Annotated in this window: 11 protein-coding genes and 3 pseudogenes; 9 read left to right on the top strand and 5 right to left on the bottom strand. The window is 60.2% G+C overall.

The features are described 5' to 3' along the window. Nucleotides 1-28: 28 nt before the first annotated feature. A pseudogene (gene tnpC, locus BLW71_RS40265) lies at nt 29-1,411 on the top strand (IS66 family transposase); the annotation flags it as partial. Here the strand turns inward: tnpC and BLW71_RS40260 are convergent. Further along, complete coding sequence (locus tag BLW71_RS40260) at nt 1,412-3,511, bottom strand: recombinase family protein (protein ID WP_286162249.1); 2,100 nt, start codon at nt 3,509-3,511, stop codon at nt 1,412-1,414. After that, entirely contained in the window at nt 3,492-3,680 is a 189-nt protein-coding gene (locus BLW71_RS41960; RefSeq protein ID WP_091809467.1) for a hypothetical protein, read from the bottom strand. Before BLW71_RS41960 ends, BLW71_RS40260 begins: the two co-directional genes overlap by 20 nt. A gap of 306 nt (nt 3,681-3,986) precedes the next feature. Here BLW71_RS41960 and BLW71_RS40245 point away from each other — a divergent pair. Further along, a pseudogene (locus tag BLW71_RS40245) lies at nt 3,987-4,205 on the top strand (transposase domain-containing protein); the annotation flags it as partial. Nucleotides 4,206-4,224: 19 nt separating this feature from the next. Here BLW71_RS40245 and BLW71_RS40240 read toward each other — a convergent pair. Further along, nucleotides 4,225-5,868, bottom strand: coding sequence for a hypothetical protein (locus tag BLW71_RS40240; RefSeq protein ID WP_143048474.1), 1,644 nt, complete (start codon nt 5,866-5,868; stop codon nt 4,225-4,227). Nucleotides 5,869-5,975: 107 nt separating this feature from the next. Here BLW71_RS40240 and BLW71_RS40235 point away from each other — a divergent pair, with 107 nt between their 5' ends. Then, entirely contained in the window at nt 5,976-6,707 is a 732-nt protein-coding gene (locus BLW71_RS40235; RefSeq protein ID WP_091810368.1) for an IS6 family transposase, read from the top strand. A gap of 570 nt (nt 6,708-7,277) precedes the next feature. Here the strand turns inward: BLW71_RS40235 and BLW71_RS42880 are convergent. Beyond that, nucleotides 7,278-8,061: pseudogene (locus BLW71_RS42880) on the bottom strand (IclR family transcriptional regulator). A gap of 125 nt (nt 8,062-8,186) precedes the next feature. Between BLW71_RS42880 and BLW71_RS40225 the strand changes: the two are divergent. Beyond that, the gene (locus tag BLW71_RS40225) at nt 8,187-9,530 is read left to right on the top strand and encodes an MFS transporter (protein ID WP_502686879.1); all 1,344 of its coding nucleotides are present in this window, start codon (nt 8,187-8,189) and stop codon (nt 9,528-9,530) included. Nucleotides 9,531-9,534: 4 nt separating this feature from the next. Then, nucleotides 9,535-9,981 (top strand): type II 3-dehydroquinate dehydratase, encoded by a 447-nt coding sequence (locus tag BLW71_RS40220; RefSeq protein WP_091810366.1) that lies wholly within the window; start codon nt 9,535-9,537, stop codon nt 9,979-9,981. 163 nt (nt 9,982-10,144) lie between these two features. Here the strand turns inward: BLW71_RS40220 and BLW71_RS40215 are convergent, their stop codons facing one another. Next, a complete protein-coding gene (locus BLW71_RS40215; protein ID WP_286162295.1) occupies nt 10,145-11,140 on the bottom strand; it encodes a helix-turn-helix transcriptional regulator in 996 nt (331 codons plus the stop codon). Nucleotides 11,141-11,297: 157 nt separating this feature from the next. Between BLW71_RS40215 and BLW71_RS40210 the strand changes: the two genes are divergently transcribed. From BLW71_RS40210 to BLW71_RS40195, 4 genes are read left to right on the top strand one after another with little or no spacing between them, the layout of a single operon-like run. After that, nucleotides 11,298-12,452, top strand: a complete 1,155-nt coding sequence (locus BLW71_RS40210; protein ID WP_054922732.1) for an ABC transporter substrate-binding protein — start codon at nt 11,298-11,300, stop codon at nt 12,450-12,452. Further along, nucleotides 12,449-14,023, top strand: a complete 1,575-nt coding sequence (locus BLW71_RS40205; RefSeq protein ID WP_091810362.1) for a sugar ABC transporter ATP-binding protein — start codon at nt 12,449-12,451, stop codon at nt 14,021-14,023. Before BLW71_RS40210 ends, BLW71_RS40205 begins: the two co-directional genes overlap by 4 nt. Next, complete coding sequence (locus tag BLW71_RS40200) at nt 14,007-14,960, top strand: ABC transporter permease (RefSeq protein WP_091810360.1); 954 nt, start codon at nt 14,007-14,009, stop codon at nt 14,958-14,960. Before BLW71_RS40205 ends, BLW71_RS40200 begins: the two co-directional genes overlap by 17 nt. Further along, a complete protein-coding gene (locus tag BLW71_RS40195; protein WP_091810358.1) occupies nt 14,957-15,928 on the top strand; it encodes an ABC transporter permease in 972 nt (323 codons plus the stop codon). The genes BLW71_RS40200 and BLW71_RS40195 overlap by 4 nt, the downstream gene beginning before the upstream one ends. Nucleotides 15,929-15,976 lie beyond the last annotated feature (48 nt).

The following is a 15,976-nucleotide window of genomic DNA, read 5'->3' as shown; positions in this document are numbered from 1 at the left end:
ACGTTATCGGCGTGCCGGTCTAAGTGACATGCCGATCAACGTGACCATTGACGCCGACGAACTCAGGATGCTCCTCGCGATGCGTGAGGAACATGGTGCCGTTCAGAAAGAGCGCGACGAGTTACGCAGTGCACTGCGCCTCATGACGGCGGAGCGCGATCTCGCCGAGGAACGACTGCGTGCTTACCGTCGCGAGCTATTCGGCGCGAAGAGCGAAGCGCGATCCGCTGAGCAACCCGGTCTGTTCAACGAAGCCGAAGTGCTCGGCGCGAACGCGACACCCGCGCAGGAAGATACTCCCGAAACCACGATCGCCGCGCATACGCGCAAGAAACGCGGTCATCGCAAACCGCTCGATCCCAATCTGCCGCGCGAAGTCGTTCGGCACGAACTTCCCGAAGCCGAACGTTTCTGCAACCACGACGGACATGCACTCGTCGAGATCGGCGTCGAAACGAGCGAGCAGCTCGACGTGATCCCCGAACAGCTTCGCGTCATCCAGCACCAGCGCGTCAAGTATGCCTGCCCGTGCTGCGATCTTGGCATCAAGGTCACGCCAGCGCCGCTGCGCATCATCCCGCGTGGACTGCTGACGGAATCGGCACTCGCGTGGGTCGCCTCCGGCAAGTATCAGTTTGGCATGCCGATCTATCGCCAGGCGGGCCTGCTGCGACGCTTCGGTGGCGACATCTCGTCGAACACGCTCGCCGCGAGCATGGTCCGCGTCGGTCTCGCGACGCAGCCCGTTATCAACCTGATGCGCGACGCGTTGCTCGATGCTGACGTGATCTACTGCGACGAGACGACGTTCCAGGTCCTGAAAGAAGAAGGGCGCAAGCCGCAAACGAAAAGCTATCTCTGGTCGCAAATGACCGGATCGGGAACGCCCATCCGCTGTTTCGCCTATACGGCTGGTCGCGGCGCGAAGCTGGCCGACAAACTGTTCGCCGGCATCCGCAGGGGCGCGGTTCTGATGACCGACGGATACGAGCCCTACAACGGCATTGCGCAACAGTATCAACTCGTGCACCTCGGATGCTGGGCTCATGCGAGACGGTATCTGGTCAAGGCCGAAGATAACGTGCCCAAGGCGGCACGCTCCCCCGATCTGCTCGCCACACGCTTCATCAAACTGATCGGCAAGCTGTTTGCGGCGGAGGCGCGCAGTGAAACGTGGCCGGCTGAACGACGACAGCGATTGCGACGACGATACAGTGCACGCGTGCTCGATGCCATCGAAACGCTGATGCTTGAACAGTTGCCCGGCGTCGTGCCGCAAAGTTTACTCGGCAAGGCCCTGACCTATCTGCATGGGCAGTGGCCCAAGCTGATCCGATACATCGAGAACGGCAACTGGCCCATATCGAACAACCCTTGCGAAAATTCCATTCGCCCGTTTGTAATGGGGCGTTCATTGTGCACCTCCTTCCGAAACCTCGATAAACATTGGGATTTGACCTTCGGTATTGTCGCGACACGGGCGATGTTTGCGGGCCAACGCAGCTGTGACCGCTTCGGTGTGCAGGTCACTTGCACGGATCTGCCAAGGGGCGTCGGGTACCACCTGGCCGGCAGGCAGAACCTTATCCCTGATCAGGCGTCGAATCACGTGGCTGCTCACGCCGAGCAGGCTGGCAGCCTCCGACATCGTCAACCATTCGCCGTCTTTCTCCGCCGACCGGTAGGCATGAATGTCGCGCACGCGCCGCATGGAGCTGACACGGTGTGCTGTCCATGTCTTACCCTGTCCGGTGCGTATTCCCATCCGGTTTAGCGACGCGGCGATGTCCTGATCGGACCACCGGGCTGCCATGCTTCGCATGACCGCGAGCGCTTCATCAGGCGTGCGGCACTCGTGTTCCCCCGGCCGGGGCTTGCGGATCCGCAACTGTGAGTGCTGGCCACCTTGCCAATGAATCGTCAGGATGATTTCGTGCGTCACCTCATCCACATCGGCGATGATGTCGGCGATCAATGCACGAACGAGTTGTTGACGTACGCGCATCGTGACGTCAGGCGCATTCCATGCGGTATTCAGATCTCCGGCAAGTCCGGTAAAGTCAGGGACGACAGTGGGATCCGGTGTCGTCGTGCCGATTGTGTCCAGACGCATCTGGCAGGTTTGCACGCGACGCAGGGCAGTTTCCCAGACTTTCTCCAGTTGCGCTGCAATCAGACGGTTCTCGGGGTCGCAGGCAGCATAGCGCCGTTCCGCGAGCGTGGCTTCGTATTGTGCCTGCTGCAATTCCAGTTCTACGATCCGGCGCTGTTCTTCGAGGGTTTCCATATGCATCCGTTCAGCTTGCTGAGCGGCCTCAATCGCCAACGGCTCGACAACGCGGACGAGTTCTCTGGCGAGTGCAGCATCTACACGCGAACCGCCGAAGATAATGCATTGAGGCGTTCCGGCGGGTAACTCAAGGCGCATGCACCGATAGACTGGATGACCTGGCGCGCGCCCCGAATAGCCTGTCGACATACGTTTGCCGCACCGCCCGCATGCGAGCAGGCCGGCCAGCAAAGCTCGTCCACCGCGCCCAGTCTTGACGTCACCAGCCTTGCCATAAGCGTTGGCAGCGAGCTGCTTCTGGTTTCGCTCGAACTCGTCCCAGCCGATGTAGCCGTCGTGGTGTTCCTGGAGCATAACTTTCCACTCCCCACACGGCTTCGGGTGTTTATAGCTCTTGCGCGCGCGGCCTTCCACGACAGACGTCCGCACCTCATTTTTACCATAGGCGTAGACCCCGGCATAGAACGGATTCTTGAGAACCGCGATCACGTTGCGGTAACGAATCAGCGTCCAGTCGAAAGTAATCAGTGATCGACCGTCAGAGGGCCGCGGGAAGTGGATCTGTTCGGCCCGCATGGCCAACAGAACCTGCCGCGCGCTGCCCAGTTCGCGAAACCGTGCAAAGATCGTCCGTATCACTTCCTGTAGCCGAAGATCTGGATCGAATCCCAGACCCGCCTCACGATGCCACACGTAACCAATGGGTACGCTGATGCGCAGTTCACCACGGCGGGCCTTGGCGTGGCGCGCGTCGTGCATACGTGTACGCAGCACGTTGAGTTCGAATTCGCTGATGCTGCCTTTCATTCCAAGCAGGAGGCGGTCATTCGGGTGGCCCGGGTCGTATACGCCGTCCAGATCGATGACCCTCGCCTCGACGAGACCGCATAGTTCAAGCAGATGATGCCAGTCTCGACCGTTGCGCGCCAAACGCGAAGCATCCAGACACAGCACCGCTCCGACCTCTCCGGCACAAAGCCACCCGACGAGTCGCTCGAAACCCGGCCTGGCCACCGTTCCGCTCGCCGAACGGCCCAAGTCGTCGTCGATGACCTCGACGTTGCGAAATCCCCGGCGCTTCGCTTCCTCAACAAGCTCGTATTGACGACGCTTGCTCTCAAGGTTCATCTGGACCTGCGCCTGGGTCGACTGGCGGACATAGACAACCGCTTTGCGTTTGAGTAGCGCGGCGGGCAAACGATCAGTGTTCGTCATCGTCATGCCCCCTTGCTACGATGCCGGCGGCCTGCAACAACAGGCTGGCAAGGCAGTTCGTCGCCTTTGTACGCTGGGGAGCGCTCATCCCCCGAAGCTCGGCGGTGTCGAACGCCAGGTTCATCTGGTGAGGAGTCTCTGGCGACAGATTTGATGGAACGACCTTTGTATCCATTGCGTTTCTCCCGGACGGTGTTGGAATCGTCCGGTGAGTTTCCACGCAAACCTCGCTCAACGAGTAGCTGATGCAGTTCGCCCAACGCTGCTACGGTCACTCTCGGGTCACCGAGTTCCATCCCTGCACACATGACAGAATCGAGCATCCAGCCCGCTACTATCCTGACTACGCCAGCACTCGCTTCAACATGGACAACGCGGTCGCCACCGCGTTGTTCAATGTCTCGAACCTTGACTCGGCGGCCATACAGCGGGTGCCAACGATAATGGACTTCCACGTCCTGCCCGATATGGGCAGAATGAACGGGCATGTGTCGTCGCACGCAAAAGCTTCCTGTTTGCCGATACAGTTGCTGGCGCACATGCGAGTGCGAATCTTTATTCGCTGGTCGAGTCAGCAAAAGCCAACGGCATCGATCCGTATCGCTACCTCACCTGGCTGTTCCAGCGGTTGCCTCTGGCAAAGACGGTCGACGACTACGACGCGCTGCTTCCCTGGAAGCTGCCGGCCAACCTACGCTGATCCGCGTTCCTACCACACGTCACGCGCTCCGCCACCTGAATTGAGGGGCGTCGCTGATGGACCGCATACGTTCGTAAAAGCGCTGCAACGTATCGTTCACAAGAATCTCCCCATCGCGGAATTCTGACTCTTTGAGTTTGCGTGGAGCTCGCGGTTCGCCGTAGGTTTTGTTGAGATGATCAGCAATTCCGTCTTCCGCAGGTCGAAGGCGTCGCAGGAATGACGTGAAGAACGTTTGAGTATCCTCCTCTTCAATTGCTAGCAATGCCTTTGGCGAAGACCCGTATTTCAGTACCTCGAGCGTCGCGTCGGCACCCGTCCTGTTCTTCACGAGGACCGCAGAGACCGCATGTCCCTGTGGAATATCGGTCGCGTCAATTAGCATGGTAAAGGCCGGGCGATTTTGATACTTAAAGTCGGCCACCCATTGGAATCGAGCATAGCTCCCCGTAAGGAAGCGCACTTTGTTCCGCTGCTGTTCGGCGAGATCTTCATCAGAGCACAGCACTTCCGCGCCATCAGTGTCGACGAACACGCTCTCAGGTTTCGATTCGACCAGAGACCTTTTCAGATCCGATATTTCTTCTAGCCGCACCTCGTATGTCAATTGATTCAGAAGGGTCGAGATATCGGATGCTCCATTCTGTTGTCCGAGCCACGTCACCTCGTTTTCGTAAGCCTTCACTATTGTTTTACATGTATTGATGGCGAACGATGGACCTAAGCGGACCTTCTTATGCGTTGCGGCGATCAGGACGTTTGGAACGAACACTTCGTGCGGGTGACTCCATCCACCTGTGTCGTCCTTCTCTTGAACGACGAGACACCACCTTCCCGCTAGTTCCAAGGGCGCCGAATCGCAAAACTGCGCAAAACGTGCACGCGCAAAAGGTCCAAGGCGATCATCGTGAATGTAAAGAGGGTCGTCGGAAACCGAGAGGATCGTGTTTGACGTGGACCGAGCGTCGGCCGATACCGAGAACTTGTAGCCTACGATCGAAACGGCATGCCCGGCTTTGATAGCCAGGCTCCCCGCCCCGTCAAGGTCGTAGACATCGGATCCGAGGATCAATGGCAGTCCACTGTCGATGTAGCATTTCACTGTCTCAACAAGCTCATCCCGACTGACCTTTTCAAGCGACTCCGTGTGATGGCGCAAACCTTCAACATCGAATGCACGGAGAATCTGCTTATTAGACAGCTCCTTATTGGGAAAACTGTTGCTTGAACCCTCAATGAAATTGATTGCACTTGTCGTGATCTCACTGCATGAAGGGATCGTTCTGACTGGTCGCCACTTAATCGCATTGAGTGCCGACCAGATCGATGTCGTCGCACATGCCGAAACCACCTTATCTTGTTCTTGGAACGCGATGGAATCAACGTAAAGTTGAACACCGAAGAGGCTGACTTCGTAGCGGCGCGTTAGCGCCCTCTTGAACGGTGTTTGGTTGATTTCCTCATAGTGTTTGAGGCATGTCTTGCCGATGAACGTCTTCGGTAAGGGTTTGACTACCATGAACCCAAGGTAACAATCTTGAATTCCTTTGACGGATTCACTGGTTCCGTTAGTGAGTAGTTCATCGATCCGCCGATGGTCGAGCTCGCACGAGAAAAAGTGTAGCCGCGCGCATTTCGGGCCAATACTGCTGAATCGCTTCACGTAAAATCTGGAGTAATCCTCAAGATAGTCTTTGTCGACGTACTCGAACTCAAGTACAACTGAGCTCGGCAATGTCAAGTTGAGCTGGGTGCCTGGTAAGATGGGGCATGAAAAAGAGCAAGTCACCTTACTATGGTTTCCGATTTCCCGCGGCCGTCATTGGTTGCGCGGTCCGCTGGTACTATCGTTTCAACCTGAGCCTGCGTGACATCGAAGAGTTGTTGCTCGAGCGTGGCGTGAGCGTGAGCTACGAGTCAGTACGCAACTGGTGCGATCGGTTCGGCGCGCAGTTTGCGCGTCGCGCGAAGGCTGCGCGTGCCAGGCCGGGCTCGACATGGCACCTCGATGAAATGTTCGTGATACTGCGCGGCGATCCCTACCTGTTGTGGCGTGCAGTGGACGAACACGGTGTAGAACTCGATATTCTGCTGCAAAAGCGCCGTGACAAAGCCGCGGCCGAACGTTTCTTCAAGCGTGTGCTCCGCCTGCATCCCGTGCCACGCAAGATCGTCACTGATCAATTGCGCAGCTACGCGGCGGCCAAGGCCGATATTCCCGAGCTAGCCAGCGTGAAGCATGTGTTTTTCAGGGCGGCCGCCCGTCTGAACAACCGCGCTGAGAATAGTCATCAGCCCACACGTCGGCGCGAGCGCCAGATGCAAGGCTTTCGTGACCCGCGACGCACACAGCGTTTTCTCGCCAGCTTCGGCCCGATCCGCCAGCACTTCGCCTTGCCACGGCACCGGATGAATGCCGCATGCCATCGCGCCGAACTGAAGGCGCGTCTGCTTACATGGCAGGAATGGACGGGAGTGAAAGCTTCTCAGGCAAATTCATAAGGACACCATATCTTATCGTGCTAGCTCAAACCATCTACCCCAACTTGACAGAGCCGAAAAAGGTCGTGGTCTACGGCTTCCGTTAGTCGAGTCCTGGATGGACTCACGCTTGCTAAGGCGCTTGTCATGAGTGACGCTGAGCCTGACCTTGGGCGCAGGTTTTCGGTCCTTTAATTTCCGCGCCCTCCGGCTGACGATTGGTCACTTCCCGACCTATCGCGATTCGGAGGGCGCCGGTGCCGGTGATGTTGGCGGCCACCGACGTCACCATATGATCATGGCGGCCCGGGAAAGGGGGGCGTCGATCGACATGATCGCGAGCGTAAGTCGGTTGTTCGGGGTGGAGCGGACTTTCAAACGTCCGCGTGAAGGTCCGGTTGAACGTCTCTTGGTGGCCGGTCACTGCCTGACGGCAATCGACAGCACGCGACCCGAACCGGCCGTTCGTCGGGCCGGCAAACAAGGGGCCGCTAACAGAGACGTTCGGTCATCCACGCCGAAGTATCGGAAACCGCGGTACGATCGAAGTGCGCCTACCTCGCCGGCCGCACGGCGTTGGTTCAGTTTCTATCATCCTTTGCCCAGCGGCGGTCGGCTGGGGAACCCCGCCATGTTGCTCAACTGGGCCAGTTCATTCGCAGCCTCGCGCAGCAGGACCGAGTACTCGTGGATCTTCTCGACGGTCAACCGCACCCGTGGCCCGGCCAGACTGGTCACTCCGACGCAGCGCGAGCCACTGATGACGGGCGCTGCCACCGCTGACATTCGCGGCGCAAACACCTCGTCGATCATCGCGTAACCACGCACACGCGCGGCGTGCAGGAACCCCAGCAGCGCTTTGACCGTCGTCGGTGCATTGGGTCCGAACTCGTTCGGCTGTCCGAAGCCCTGCTTTAGAACGAGCGCGAGCGCCTGTTCGTCGGTCATCGTCATGAGCCACGCATGTCCGGTCGATGTGCACGAAAGTCGTGCTGCCTGGCCCATGTCGGGATCGTAGCGAAAGCCGACGCGCTGCCCATCCGCCTTGCCCACCCAGATAATCGCTTCCCCGTCGACCAGAGACAGCCGCGCCAACTCGCCGGTTCGCGCGGCAACGTTCGATGATCGGCTGCGCAATATCGGCGATGCCCGTGAGACTCAGGAATTCGAGCCGGTTCGACGTCATCCGCATCGTCAGAATGTAGCGACTGTGATCGACCAGTTGCCTGACGTACCCGCCCGCAACGAGTTCGGTGAGCAGGCGATGGCACGAACTGCGCGGCAGGGACAAGGCGTCGGCAATAGCCACGAGGCCCGCGCCTTCGCCTTGCGACGCCAGAAAATCGAGAATGCGTAGGCCTTGTTTGAGCGACATCTCTTGTGGTTTTCACAACACGAAATGGAGTTCCGCCGCGGAACGGTTCCTCTGTGCAGCGCGAACAATAGCACTTGTTCGGCACCAACAACGAACGTTTCACCACACAGAAATGAGGAGACAACATGTCATCTTTTGCTGACCCGGATCTCGCCGAAGCGAGCCAGTCCGCGCAGGCCCACCAGATGGCGCGCCGAGCGGTGGCCGGGGCAACCGTAGGCACCGCGCTCGAATGGTTCGATTTCGCGTTGTACGGCGTGGTCGCGGCCACGGTCTTTCCGAAGCTCTTTTTCCCGTCCCTCGACCCGACCGCCTCGCTGCTCGCGTCGCTCGCCAGTTTCTGGGCCGGGCTCGCCGCGCGACCTCTAGGTGCAATCGTGTGCGGAATGCTCGGCGACCGCTGGGGTCGCCGCAAACTGATGCTGGTCACCGTCTCCGTGATGGGCGTGTCGTCGTTCCTGATGGGCTTGCTGCCCACCTATCAGCAGGTCGGCATCCTCGCGCCGACGTTGCTGGTTTCACTGCGGATCATCCAGGGTTTCGCGCTCGGGGGTGAATCGACGGGCGCTCAACTGATGGCAGTAGAGCACGCATCGGCAGCACGACGCGGCTGGTATTCAGGCTTGCTCGGCATCTGTTCGCCACTTAGCCAGATTCTCGCCAATTTCACGCTGTTCACGCTGGCGGCCGTGCTTTCATCCGACGATTTTGATTCCTGGGGATGGCGAATCCCGTTTCTCGCAAGCTTTGTTCTTGTGCTGCTGGGCATCTACATCCGCAGTCGTGTATCCGAGACACCGGCCTTCGAGGCGCTCAACAAAAGCGGCGTACGGGCACGCGCCGCGAATCCGCTCGGCATCGTGCTGAAGTACCACTGGCGCACTGCACTTCGCCTGACGCTGTTCTTTTGCGGGCCCGCTGCACTGTTTTATCTGATCGTGGTGTTTTCGCTCAGTTATCTGACGAAACACCTCGGCGTGCCAAAGCAGACGGGCTTCATGCTGTTGATGATCGCCAATGTCTGCGCCATCGTGGGCGCACTGGCGGGCGGCTATCTGAGTGACAGGATTGGACGCAAGCGCGCGCTGATGCTCGGTTCGTTTTGCACGCTGGTCTGCTGCCTGGTCTACTTTCCGATTCTCAACCAGAACTCGATCGCCATGACCATGGCCGTGATGGGCGCGTTCCTCGGCTTTACGCAGTTCCAGAGCGGCATCCAGCCGGTCTGGTTCGCCGATTCCTTTCCGACCGAGGCACGCTACACGGGCTCCGCGCTGTCCTACTCAGGAGCGAACCTGCTCACTGGCGGCCCCATGCCCATCGTCGCCGTCGCGCTGCTGAATGCCTTTCACGGTTCTCCCTGGGCCATCGTCGCCGTGTGTGGCTCATTGAATCTGCTCTCGTTTCTCATGATTGCGGTATCGCGGGAAACCAAAGGCACTGCCCTCGAACGCTCCCCCACACATTGAAGCCATGACTCGCAAACTTTATATCCTCAATGGTTCGAACCTGAACATGCTCGGCGTCAGGGAGCCACACATCTATGGCACCACCACGCTTGCGGACATCGAACAGAGCTGCCTGACACTCGCCGATGCGCTCAGGTTCGACTGCGTATTCCGTCAGACCAACAGCGAAAGCGACCTGATTGACTGGATTCAGGAAGCGTTTCTTCAGGATGCCGCACTGATCATCAATCCGGCCGGCTTTTCGTTCGGTCGAATTCCCGTGCTCGATGCAGTCAAGCTCGTCAGGCGGCCGGTCGTGGAATTGCATATCACCAACATCCACGCGCGCTCGGAAGAATATCGTCACTCCACCATCTCGGTCGCGGCCACGGCGGTAATCTGCGGGGCAGGAGCAAACGGATATCTGCTGGCGATCCGCGCGATTGACGATCTGTGGAGCAAGCAGCCCTGAGCCGGCCACTTCGTAAAGGACGGGGGCTCGTCGATGGAGCCCTCTGGGAGCGACATCCGCGCGTCGGGCATCGACGGGTGCGGGCGTTTTAAAGCCGTTCGAGCGATCGCTGCGTGGCGCTAGCGAATGCGAAAAAAAGGGCAATAAAGATTGGTTTCGAAGATCATCCGCCGCGCCCTGTTTTCGAAACCCGCGACTTTCGAAATGTATCGAGTACCGTAGCGGCTTGAACGGGAATTGCAGCCGCATTGCTGGCTTTCATCAGCGCCTCGATACGCTGGGCAGTATCCGTCGACGGCGCGGGCGTGTAGACCATGATGCGCATCCCCGGCGCATCGGGCACTTCCAGCGATAGCGCATCCAACTCGAGCAGCCCTGCTACCGGATGCTCGATCACCTTGCGCCAGTCGCTGCGCTTGAGCACTTCGTGTTCCGCCCACCAGCGGCAGAAGTCAGCATCCGTATCGCTCAGTTCTTCGACGAGATCGCGCAAAAAAACCTCACCGGAAGGCCGAAGAATGTAGTCGCCGCGAAACTGCGCCAACACGCATTTCGCGTAGGCGTCCCAGCCCTGAAAGAGCGCACGCGCGCCGTCTTGCTGAAACGTGAACCACAGCAGATTGCAGCGGCCCGCAGGCATCTTGCGAAAGTCGGTGAACACGCGTACAGCTGCTTCGTTCCAGGTCACATAGTTCCAGTTGCCGTCGACGACATACGCCGGCATGTTGCCAAGCTGATCGAGCATGCGCCGAACCGTATCCGTCACGTTCTGTGCAATCGGATAGGGGCCAGCCGGCGTGTAGTGATTGGCCAGCTCAAACAGATGCGTGCGCTCGTGCGGCGAAAGCTTCAGCGCATTGGCGAGGCTTTCGATCGTCTTGAACGACACATTCACTTCCCTGCCCTGCTCGAGCCACGCATACCAGGTCACGCTGATACCGGCGCGTTCGGCCACTTCTTCACGGCGCAGGCCCGGTGTCTTGCGGCGGGTGCCACTCGGAAAGTCGATGTCCTCAGGTCGAAGACGTGCGCGGCGCGTCCTCAGAAAATCGGCCAGTTCGTTCAGGCGCTGCTGTTTCTCCATGTCCAGCCTCCTTCTGCTTTCCCTGTTACTGCCATTACTAGTAATAGCAATTGCTTGATGCGCTCCGTCAACCATGCCACATTGGCGCCGTCGGGAAGCACGCTGTGTCCAGCATCGGTAACGCCAGATTATAGAACCACTACCGGTGCATGTGACGGCTAGGCGCGTTGAAAAGCAGGGACGGCGACGCGCGCGTCTTCCGACGGATATCAAAACATTTACGGAGACATTCATGCGTCGTTCGACTCGCTTTCACCGTGCAAGCGTATTCGCCGCTGCGGCATTCATCCTGACGGCTTCGTGTGCCGCGCGCGCAGACTACACCGGCGCGGCGCGCACCTTCCTGTTCAATCCCGCGGTGCAGATTCCGTTCTCCGATACCGCGAAGTTCAAGAAGAAACCGCCTTACGTGATCGGCTTTTCGAATGCGGGACTCGGCGACAGCTGGCGCGTCGTGATGCAGCACTCGCTGATGAAAGCCGCGGCCGAGCATCCCGACCAGATCAAGCAATTGCTGATCACCAACGGGAACATGGACGACGCCAAACAGGCCGCCGACATTCAGGACCTGATCTCGCGAGGCGTGGACCTGCTGATCGTCAGTGCGAACACGCAAAAGGCGCTCGACCCCGTCGTCACGCGTGCGATGAAACAGGGCATTCCCGTCGTGATGGTCGACCGGCGCATTTCATCGGATAACTTCGTATCGTTCGTGACGGGTTCCGATGCGATGATGGGCCGCGTGTGGGCGCAATGGATCGTCGAGAAGCTGCACGGCAAGGGCAACGTCATCATGCTGGCGGGCCAGGCGGGCTCCAGCGTCAGCGCCGACCGTGAAGCTGCCGCGCACGAAGTGTTCTCGCAATACCCCGGCATCAAGGTGCTCGACACGGTCTACTCCGACTGGAGCCCCGTGAAGGCCAAGCAGCAGATGCAGGCGATGATCGCAAAGTACGGGCACACCATCAACGCCGTATGGTGCGCGCATGGCTTGCCCGTCGCGGGCTCGATCGAGGCGTTCCTTGCGGCAGGCTTCAAGCCCGGTGAAATTCCGCCGCACACGACAGCCGACCTCAACGGTCCGCTGCAATTGGCGTTGAAGTACAAGATTCCGATGCTCGAAATCGGCTATCCGCCTTCGATGGGCGGCACGTCGCTCGATGTCGCGCTCAAGGTGCTGCAGGGTCAACCGTTGCCGAAGATCTATGAGATCAGCCCGCAGATCGCGCTGACGCGCGGCGACGAGACGGCATCGGTGCCGCATCCCGACCAGTACATCGATCAGGTGGTCGATGCGAAGGGCCCGCCTGACAAGATCATCGACGGCGGCATGGGAGCGGATTACAACCCGTCGACGTTCAAGATTAAGCTGCCGGGTGAGAAATGAACGCGCACATATCCGGTATTTCAGGTGATGGCGTCGCGCCACCGCCCGACGTCATCCAGGTCAGCGGCATCGTCAAGCAGTTCCCTGGCGTCAAGAGCCTCGATGACGTGAGCTTCGGCGTGCGCGGCGGCGAAATTCACGCACTGGTCGGCGAAAATGGCGCCGGCAAATCGACACTGATGAAAGTGCTCGCTGGCGCGTATCTGCCGGACGAGGGCACATTGTGCTTCGACGGTCAGCCCGTCGCGTGGAAGTCCCCCGCAGACGCAAAGGCGCACGGCGTTCACATCATCTATCAGGAACTCGTGCTGTTTCCGCAGTCGAGCGTCGCGCAGAACATCTTCGCGGGGATCGAGCCTCGCACACGGCTCGGCACGATCGACCACCGCACGATGAACGAACGCGCCGCCACGTTGCTACAAGAACTCGGCGTACAACTCGATCCGCGCGAGCGGGTCGGCGCGCTCTCTGTCGCGAGCCAGCAGATGGTCGAGATCGCAAAGGCGATGGCGAGCGAAATACGCGTCCTCATCCTCGACGAACCGACGGCGGTTATCGCCGGCAAGGAGGTGCAGCTGCTGTTCGAAAGGCTGCGCGTGCTGCGCGCGCGCGGCGTCGCGATTATCTACATCTCGCACCGGCTGGATGAAATCTTCGAACTGTGCGACCGCGTGACCGTCATGAAGGACGGCCGCAAGATCGGCACTCAAGCCGTGTCGGAAACGACACGCGCCGAGCTCGTGCGCATGATGGTCGGCCGCGAAATGAAAGACATCTATCCGCCAAAGTCCACGCTGGCCCCGGGCGGCACGGTGCTGATGAACGTCGAAGGTCTGCAGGTCGGCAATCGGGTAGTCGATGCTTCGCTCTGCGTGCGCGCGGGCGAAATCGTTGGGCTCGCCGGTATGGTCGGCTCGGGCCGCACCGAACTCGCGTCCGGCGTGTTCGGCGCGCTGCCCGCGCGCGGCACGGTCGAAGTGCGTGGCGCGCGCCATACGCGTATGACGCCGGCAACGGCGATCCGCCTCGGTCTCGGCTTTGTCACGGAAGACCGTAAATCCGAAGGCTTGCTGATGTACCTGAACGTCGCGCAGAACGTCACGGCGACTACCCTGCGGCGCGTGTCCCGTTTTGGATTGCTGAGAGCAAAAGAAGAGCACGCGGCAGGTGCGGATGCAATCCGCGAATACGGCATCGCAGGCGCGCGGCCTGCGGGCAGCGTCGCGACGCTGTCGGGGGGCAACCAGCAGAAGGTACTCATCAGCCGATGGGTACGCGTGTGCACCAGCGTTCTGATTCTCGACGAACCGACCCGCGGTGTCGACATCGGCGCGAAGGCAGAAATCTATCGCCTGATGCGCGAGCTGACGAATCGCGGCCTCGGCATCCTGATGATCAGTTCCGAGTTGCAGGAAGTAATCGGTATGTCCGACCGCGTGCTGGTGATGCGCGAAGGGCGTATCGCGGGCGAAGTCAGCGGCCAGCAGATGACCGAGCACGACATCATGGTGCTCGCAACGGGTGGCACGCAGCTCACGCAGACGGGAGGCGCTCATGCGTACGCTCATTAGACGCCATGTGTCGCCGAACGCAGCGCCATTCATCGTCGCAGTGCTGATCGCGGTGCTGTTTGTCACGGGCACACACGTCAACGACCGTTTTTCGACGCTGTCCAATCTGCTGAACGTCCACCAGCAGGCGACGGGCCTTGCGCTCGTCGCGCTCGGACAGACGCTCGCCGTTCTGACAGGCGGCATCGATCTGTCCGTGGGTTCGCTGATCAGCGTGACAGCCACGCTCACATCCGGCATCTCCGATGCGACACAAGGCGGATGGGGCATGGCGATTTCGGTCGCGATTGCGTTGTCCGTGGCGGTGGGACTGGCCAACGGCCTGCTCGTGCTCTGGCTGCGCGTGCATCCGCTGATCATCACGCTGGGTATGGGCGCCATACTGCAGGGCGGCATCCTGTACTACGCGAACGGCCCCGCAGGCAGTGTGCCGGACGGCTTCGACGCGTTGGCTTACGGCCGCTACGCCAACGTGCCCGTCACCGCCACCGTCGTGCTGCTTCTTTATGCCGGCGTGTCGTACTTCATGCGCAATACGCGCCTCGGCCGGTACGTCTATCTCGTCGGCGACGACGAAAACGCGGCAACGCTCTCGGGCATTCCACGCGAACGGGTGATCCTACCCGTCTACACGTTCTCGTCGCTCTGCGCCGGCCTCACGGGCGTTTATCTCGCCGCCCAGTTCGGCTCAGGTCAACCGTATCTTGGCGCCAACTACACGCTTGCATCGATAACGCCCGTGGTCGTCGGCGGCACGATTCTGAGCGGGGGGCGCGGCGGTGTCGTCGGCACGTTGCTCGGCGTGTATCTGCTCAGCATGCTCAACAATCTGATCAACTTTGCCGGCGTGCCGTCCCAGTATCAGCTCATCGTGCAGGGCATCGCGATCATCGCGGCCGTCTGTGTCAACGTCCAGCAAAAACGGAGGCTCGCATGAACTCGGTTGCTCCGCGCAGCGACGCCGCACCGGTGCGCACGCTGTCGCTGCGTGTCGTACAGCGCTACGGCATCTATCTGTTTCTCGTGGCGCTGATTGCGCTTTCGGGCGCGTGGTCGCCCACTTTCCTTCGCGCCGATAACGTCGTCAACATGCTGGTGCAGTTCGCGCCGCTCGGCATCGTCGTGATTGGCCAGGTTTTCGTGATTCTCGTGGGCGGACTCGATCTGTCCGTTGCCTCCGTGATGGCGACGGCGGCCGTGATCGCCACTGCGTTCGACGACACGAACCATTCAGCCCCAGCCGTCTTTGGCGTCACGCTCGTGCTGTGCATCGGTGCCGGGTTGCTCAACGGCCTGCTTGTCACGAAGCGTCAGGTGTCGCCGTTTCTCGCGACGTTCGCCACCGCCGTCGTGCTCGACGGGCTGCGCTTCGCCTACACGCAGGGCGCGCCTTCCGGCAACGTACCACCGCTCTTTCACGTGATGGGAACAGGCTCGATCGCGGCGGTGCCCGTCAACGTGCTGTTGCTGCTCGTGTGCACGATCGTATTCGGCACGCTGCTGCATCTGTCCACGTTCGGACGGCGCGTGTATATGGTGGGCGGTAACGCCGTGGCCGCGAGGCTGGTCGGCGTGAGTCCCGACACGGTGCGTATCGCGTGTTACGTGATCAGTGCGCTGCTTGCGGGGCTGGCAGGACTGATCCTGTCGGGCTATGTCGGCATCGTCGACAACTGGGTGGGGCGCGGCTTCGAACTCGATTCGATCGTCGCCGCCGTGATGGGCGGGCTCGCGCTTTCCGGCGGCCGCGGCTCGCTGCTGGGCGGCCTCGCGGGTGCAGCCATTCTCGTCATCGTCTTCAACATCGTGCTGCTGATCGGCATGCCCGTACAGGCGCAGATCATTGTCAAGGGCGTCATCATCATCGGCGCATCCGCGTGCTACGTGAGCCGCCGGCAACGCTGAATCTTCCAGATCCATACGAGGCCATTCGAAATGGCCCGTCCAACCAAG

It is taken from the genome of Burkholderia sp. WP9, from assembly GCF_900104795.1.
Taxonomy (GTDB): domain Bacteria; phylum Pseudomonadota; class Gammaproteobacteria; order Burkholderiales; family Burkholderiaceae; genus Paraburkholderia.
This window is presented reverse-complemented; position numbering and strand designations above follow the sequence as displayed.

Excerpts from the sequence above, each read along its gene's own strand:
- BLW71_RS40215 (WP_286162295.1), bottom strand. The coding sequence starts at position 11,140 with ATGGTTGACGGAGCGCATCAAGCAATTGCTATTACTAGTAATGGCAGT.
- BLW71_RS40225 (WP_502686879.1), top strand. The coding sequence starts at position 8,187 with ATGTCATCTTTTGCTGACCCGGATCTCGCCGAAGCGAGCCAGTCCGCG.
- BLW71_RS40205 (WP_091810362.1), top strand. The coding sequence starts at position 12,449 with ATGAACGCGCACATATCCGGTATTTCAGGTGATGGCGTCGCGCCACCG.
- BLW71_RS40235 (WP_091810368.1), top strand. The coding sequence starts at position 5,976 with ATGAAAAAGAGCAAGTCACCTTACTATGGTTTCCGATTTCCCGCGGCC.
- BLW71_RS40200 (WP_091810360.1), top strand. The coding sequence starts at position 14,007 with ATGCGTACGCTCATTAGACGCCATGTGTCGCCGAACGCAGCGCCATTC.
- BLW71_RS40210 (WP_054922732.1), top strand. The coding sequence starts at position 11,298 with ATGCGTCGTTCGACTCGCTTTCACCGTGCAAGCGTATTCGCCGCTGCG.
- BLW71_RS40220 (WP_091810366.1), top strand. The coding sequence starts at position 9,535 with ATGACTCGCAAACTTTATATCCTCAATGGTTCGAACCTGAACATGCTC.
- BLW71_RS41960 (WP_091809467.1), bottom strand. The coding sequence starts at position 3,680 with ATGGATACAAAGGTCGTTCCATCAAATCTGTCGCCAGAGACTCCTCAC.
- BLW71_RS40260 (WP_286162249.1), bottom strand. The coding sequence starts at position 3,511 with ATGACGATGACGAACACTGATCGTTTGCCCGCCGCGCTACTCAAACGC.
- BLW71_RS40195 (WP_091810358.1), top strand. The coding sequence starts at position 14,957 with ATGAACTCGGTTGCTCCGCGCAGCGACGCCGCACCGGTGCGCACGCTG.